Source organism: Enterococcus sp., assembly GCF_022711995.1.
Taxonomy (GTDB): domain Bacteria; phylum Bacillota; class Bacilli; order Lactobacillales; family Enterococcaceae; genus Enterococcus_D.
Window position 1 is genome coordinate 1 of record NZ_JALAHI010000128.1, and the last position, 4975, is coordinate 4975.

General features: G+C 41.5%; 3 protein-coding genes and 13 tRNA genes. All 16 read left to right on the forward strand.

The window, feature by feature from the left end; translation table 11 throughout:
* The first annotated feature begins 65 nt into the window (after window positions 1–65).
* The 16 genes from Q0A12_RS12745 (at window position 66) to Q0A12_RS12815 (ending at window position 4908) form a co-directional block, all read left to right on the forward strand.
* A tRNA-Asn gene (locus Q0A12_RS12745) sits at window positions 66–139 on the forward strand.
* Between the two features lie 43 nt (window positions 140–182).
* A tRNA-Ser gene (locus tag Q0A12_RS12750) sits at window positions 183–271 on the forward strand.
* Window positions 272–281: 10 nt separating this feature from the next.
* Window positions 282–353: transfer RNA gene (locus tag Q0A12_RS12755), tRNA-Glu, on the forward strand.
* Window positions 354–373: 20 nt separating this feature from the next.
* Window positions 374–446: transfer RNA gene (locus Q0A12_RS12760), tRNA-Val, on the forward strand.
* A 4-nt stretch (window positions 447–450) separates the two neighbouring features.
* Window positions 451–524 (forward strand) — tRNA-Asp (locus tag Q0A12_RS12765).
* 29 nt (window positions 525–553) lie between these two features.
* Window positions 554–626 (forward strand) — tRNA-Phe (locus tag Q0A12_RS12770).
* Between the two features lie 4 nt (window positions 627–630).
* Window positions 631–711, forward strand: a tRNA-Tyr gene (locus Q0A12_RS12775).
* 7 nt (window positions 712–718) lie between these two features.
* Window positions 719–792 (forward strand) — tRNA-Trp (locus Q0A12_RS12780).
* Window positions 793–819: 27 nt separating this feature from the next.
* Window positions 820–892 (forward strand) — tRNA-His (locus Q0A12_RS12785).
* A 10-nt stretch (window positions 893–902) separates the two neighbouring features.
* A tRNA-Gln gene (locus Q0A12_RS12790) sits at window positions 903–974 on the forward strand.
* Between the two features lie 40 nt (window positions 975–1014).
* Window positions 1015–1085 (forward strand) — tRNA-Cys (locus Q0A12_RS12795).
* A gap of 26 nt (window positions 1086–1111) precedes the next feature.
* A tRNA-Leu gene (locus Q0A12_RS12800) sits at window positions 1112–1195 on the forward strand.
* Between the two features lie 128 nt (window positions 1196–1323).
* Window positions 1324–1407 (forward strand) — tRNA-Leu (locus Q0A12_RS12805).
* A gap of 31 nt (window positions 1408–1438) precedes the next feature.
* On the forward strand, window positions 1439–1639 hold the full coding sequence (locus Q0A12_RS16430; RefSeq protein ID WP_366031394.1) for a hypothetical protein: 201 nt from the start codon (window positions 1439–1441) through the stop codon (window positions 1637–1639).
* Between the two features lie 395 nt (window positions 1640–2034).
* Window positions 2035–3435 (forward strand): glucuronate isomerase, encoded by a 1401-nt coding sequence (gene uxaC, locus Q0A12_RS12810; RefSeq protein ID WP_291293027.1) that lies wholly within the window; start codon window positions 2035–2037, stop codon window positions 3433–3435.
* A 12-nt stretch (window positions 3436–3447) separates the two neighbouring features.
* Window positions 3448–4908, forward strand: coding sequence for a mannitol dehydrogenase family protein (locus Q0A12_RS12815; protein ID WP_291293028.1), 1461 nt, complete (start codon window positions 3448–3450; stop codon window positions 4906–4908).
* Window positions 4909–4975: the final 67 nt, after the last annotated feature.

Here is a 4975-nt window from a genome sequence, read left to right on the forward strand (position 1 = left end):
TCTTAGCGCCGATTGTAGTGAAGGGTTTCCCTTTGTGAGAGTAGGACGTCGCCACGCTGTATCATTCCGGCATAGCTCAGTTGGTAGTAGCGCATGACTGTTAATCATGATGTCGTAGGTTCGAGTCCTACTGCCGGAGTTCTCTTACAAGAGAAAAAAGGGTATTGAGCTTCTTTTAGGCTGGAGAGTTGTCCGAGAGGCCGAAGGAGCATGATTGGAAATCATGTAGATGGCTACCGCTGTCTCAAGGGTTCGAATCCCTTACTCTCCGTTATATATTTGGTCCGTTGGTCAAGTGGTTAAGACACCGCCCTTTCACGGCGGTAACACGGGTTCGAGTCCCGTACGGATCATTACAATTTAATGAACACCCGGAGGTTTAGCTCAGCTGGGAGAGCATCTGCCTTACAAGCAGAGGGTCAGCGGTTCGATCCCGTTAACCTCCATTACGGTTTGGTAGTTCAGTTGGTTAGAATGCCTGCCTGTCACGCAGGAGGTCGCGGGTTCGAGTCCCGTCCAGACCGTTTCATTATTATTGTAAATAGCTTGTTTTGGCTCGGTAGCTCAGTTGGTAGAGCAATGGATTGAAGCTCCATGTGTCGGCAGTTCGATTCTGTCCCGCGCCATTATGGAGGAGTAGCGAAGTGGCTAAACGCGACGGACTGTAAATCCGTTCCTTCGGGTTCAGTGGTTCGAATCCACTCTCCTCCATTTTTATAGGGGCATAGTTTAAAGGTAGAACAGCGGTCTCCAAAACCGTTAGTGTGGGTTCAATTCCTGCTGCCCCTGCCATTATTTTAAAATTAGTTTCTTATCACGGCGGGTGTGGCGAAGTGGTTAACGCACCGGATTGTGGCTCCGGCATTCGTGGGTTCGATTCCCATCACTCGCCCTTTCATTTTTGGGGTATAGCCAAGCGGTAAGGCAACGGACTTTGACTCCGTCATGCGTTGGTTCGAATCCAGCTACCCCAGTTCAATTTACATGTGTTGTAAATTGCAGAAATAGTATAATGGCGGTATAGCCAAGTGGTAAGGCAGAGGTCTGCAAAACCTTCATCACCGGTTCAAATCCGGTTACCGCCTTAGTACGATACTAATATTTTCGTTATGCCGACGTGGCGGAATTGGCAGACGCGCTGGACTCAAAATCCAGTGCCCGCGAGGGCGTGCCGGTTCGACCCCGGCCGTCGGTATTATCGATACATCATTCGTTCGTACGATTGATGTATCGATTTTTATCCTGAAAGTAATGATTATCGTTGCCATGACGGGTAAAAGAGCAATTAAAATTTAGTAGGTACTTTTAGTGATCTGCAATCATGCCGACGTGGCGGAATTGGCAGACGCGCCAGACTCAAAATCTGGTGTCCGCAAGGACGTGCCGGTTCGACCCCGGCCGTCGGTATAACAAGAAACATCAACGTATATTTACGTTGGTGTTTTTTTTATTGTTTCTATCAGAGTTTAGAAGAATAAGAACAATAGACGTTCTACCTGTAACATCAGAACTGACGCGCCATTTTTCTTTTCGTTTCATTAAAATCGAAGTGATGAATACCTCTCCCGAGTATCAGATAAAGATCATGTCTTCTTGTAAAACAGAGACATCTGCTAATCCGAAAGTGTTTGTTGACTGAGAGGAATTTCATCGTCAGGAGCGAGACTAAGCATTATTAATAACAAGTTTAGTAAAACTAGGTGTGGGCTTAAAACAACTGTTGAAATGGTTCTGAGTAACTCTGTCAGACAGATGATGTGAGAAGTATCAGCTCTTTACAAAGTAAAAATGTGGAGTCTCTACAAACTCTTTCCCATTAAGATAAAATAGATTCTCTAGAAACATCAAAGTTAGTAAAATGACTAGCTTTGATGTTTTTTGTATGTTGTTTTGCAAGGTTTATGAAACTTAGCAGAATAAAACTTTTTTCATCTTTCTTTTTAAGAAGTTCAGCAAAGACTAAAAAGGTGATTGAAGAATTTAGTTTGACATGGTAAGATACTAATATATCAGTTTACGAAAGAAGGAAAGAATATGTTTATTGATGATGACTTCTTATTGAAAAATGAAACTGCAAAGCAATTGTATCATGAGGTGGCGAAAAGACAGCCGATTATTGACTATCATTGCCATTTAGAGCCGCAATTGATTGCAGAGAATTTTCGTTTCAAATCAATCACTGAGTTATGGCTAGGTGGGGACCATTATAAGTGGCGCGCGATGCGAGCCAATGGAGTCGCCGAGAAATACATTACTGGTGATGCAGATGACTGGGAAAAATTTTATGCCTGGGCACAAACAGTTGAAAATTTATTGGGCAATCCGTTGCACCATTGGACTCATTTAGAATTAAAGGAATATTTCGGTATTACGAAATTATTAACTAGCGAGACAGCTGCAGAAATTTATGAAGCTTGCAACCAGTTTTTAGCCAATAATGAGGTTAGTGCTCAAGCGTTGATTCGTCACTCGAATGTGAAGTTTGTTGGTACGACCGATGATATTTTAAGTGATTTGCAGTATCACAAGCAATTGAAAGCTGAAACGGATTTTGTTGTTGCTCCATCCTTCCGCCCAGATCCTATTTTGAATGTGCATAAAGAATTTGCCGCATATATCAGTAAGTGCCAGAAAATAGCCAAGCAAAAATTAGTAAATTACGTGGATTTGAAAGCGTTTTTGTTGGAACGAGTTTCTTACTTCCATGATGCTGGCTGTAAAAGTGCAGATCATGGTTTCAGTGAGTTTCTCTATCAAGAGGCTTCGGATGAGCAAATTGAAGAGATCTATCAAAAAGGGTTACAGGGTGAATCAATTGATCGAGAAGAGCTGGCCAAATGGCAAGGCCGAATTATGACGGATCTTGCTTCTGAATATGCGAAGCGAGGCTGGATCATGCAAATCCATTTTGGTGCTTTACGCAATACCAATCACAAGATGTTTGTTGATCTTGGTCCGGATTCAGGTGGGGATGCGATCATTGATCAGGGAGATTTGGCAACGAATTTAAACACTTTTCTTGATTGCTTGAATACAAACGACGAGCTTCCTCAGACCATTTTGTATAATTTAAATCCAATTTATAATGAGTTAGTTGCGGCAACTTGTGGTAATTTCCAAGGAAACACACAAGGGCTAAAAAGTAAGCTTCAATTCGGTGCAGCATGGTGGTTTAATGATCATTATGATGGCATGATCAATCAAATGAATGTTCTTGCAACTCAAGGATTGCTAATGAATTTCGTAGGCATGCTGACTGATTCCCGCAGTTTTATTTCTTATCCAAGACATGATTACTTCCGACGTATCTTGTGTCAGTACATTGGTGAGAAGGTAGAAAGCGGTCACTATCCGAAAGATGAAAAGATCTTAACCAAGATGGTGGAAGGTATTTGCTATACGAATGCACGTGATTACTTTGGATTGGACCGTTGAAAGGAGTATCAAATGAGACTAACAAATGAATTATTGGAGCAAATGCCTCTTGATGAATTAAAGAATTTTAAAATACCTGAATATGATAGAGCCAAAGTAAAAGAAAAAACATTGAGTGAACCTACATGGCTGCAACTGGGAGCTGGGAATATCTTCCGTGCATTTTTGGCTACCCATCAACAACAGCTGTTGAATCAAGGAATAGAGGATACAGGAATTATTGTTGCTGAAGGATATGACTATGACATTGTCGATATCTTGAAGACCTATGATGATTTGACAATAAATGTTCTGTTGCATAGTGATGGTTCTGTGGAAAAAGAAATCGTCGGCAGTATCGTGGATTATTTGAAAATGGATCGGAACTCCCAAGATTTTAATCGACTAAAAGAAATCTTTCGAGCGCCCTCATTGCAAATGGTTAGTCTGACAATCACTGAAAAAGGCTATAGTCTATCCAATTCAGCGAAGGCGTATTTTCCCTCTGTATTATCTGATTTTACAAATGGGCCGGACAAAGCAGAAAGTTATTTGGGAAAACTAGTCGCATTGATGCATGAGCGTTTTTTGGCAAATGCAACTCCGCTGGCGTTAGTCAGTATGGACAATATGTCTCACAATGGCGAAAAATTGCAGACAGCGGTTTTGACTTATGCTGAAAAATGGCTGGAAAATGATTTGGTTTCACCAGAATTCGTTGACTACCTTAAAGAGAAAGTGACATTTCCTTGGAGTATGATCGATAAGATCACCCCAAGACCCGATGTGACTGTTCAGCACCTTCTTGAAGAAGCGGGATTAGAAGCAATGTCCCCTTGCGAAACAGAAAAACATAGTTTTGTGGCTCCCTATGTCAATGGCGAAGAAACGGAATATCTAGTGATCGAAGATCTCTTTCCAAATGGGCGACCAAAACTGGAAAAAACGGGAATCCAATTTACAGATCGAGGAACAGTCAACAAAGTGGAAACTATGAAAGTCACCACTTGTCTGAATCCATTGCATACTTGTTTGGCTGTTTTTGGTTGTTTGTTGGATTATCATTCCATCCACAGCGAGATGGATGATAATGAGCTGCGAGAATTAGTGAAAATTTTAGGGTATCATGAAGGATTACCTGTTGTCGTAGATCCGGTCATTCTTGATCCAAAACAGTTTCTTGATGAAGTAATTGAAAAGCGATTACCGAACATTTTTATTCCGGACACCCCGCAGCGAATTGCCACGGATACGTCACAAAAACTAGCCGTTCGTTTTGGCGAAACAGTAAAAGCCTATATCAGTTCAGATGATTTAAATGTAAATGAACTAAAAGTGATTCCACTGGTTTTTGCAGGTTGGCTTAGATATTTAACTGGAATCAATGATTTTGGTGAACCCTTCAAAGTTAGCCCTGATCCTCTGTTAGAGGAATTAAATCTTTCAGTGGGTTTTGAATTTGGTGCTGAGGCGATCGATCCGGCATTGACATAGGGAGCCACAAAACTATGTTTTTCTGTTTCGCAAGGGGACATTGCTTCTAATCCCGCTTCTTCAAGAA

Coding starts and splice junctions, on each gene's coding strand:
- uxaC (WP_291293027.1), top strand. CDS start 2,035: ATGTTTATTGATGATGACTTCTTATTGAAAAATGAAACTGCAAAGCAA.
- Q0A12_RS12815 (WP_291293028.1), top strand. CDS start 3,448: ATGAGACTAACAAATGAATTATTGGAGCAAATGCCTCTTGATGAATTA.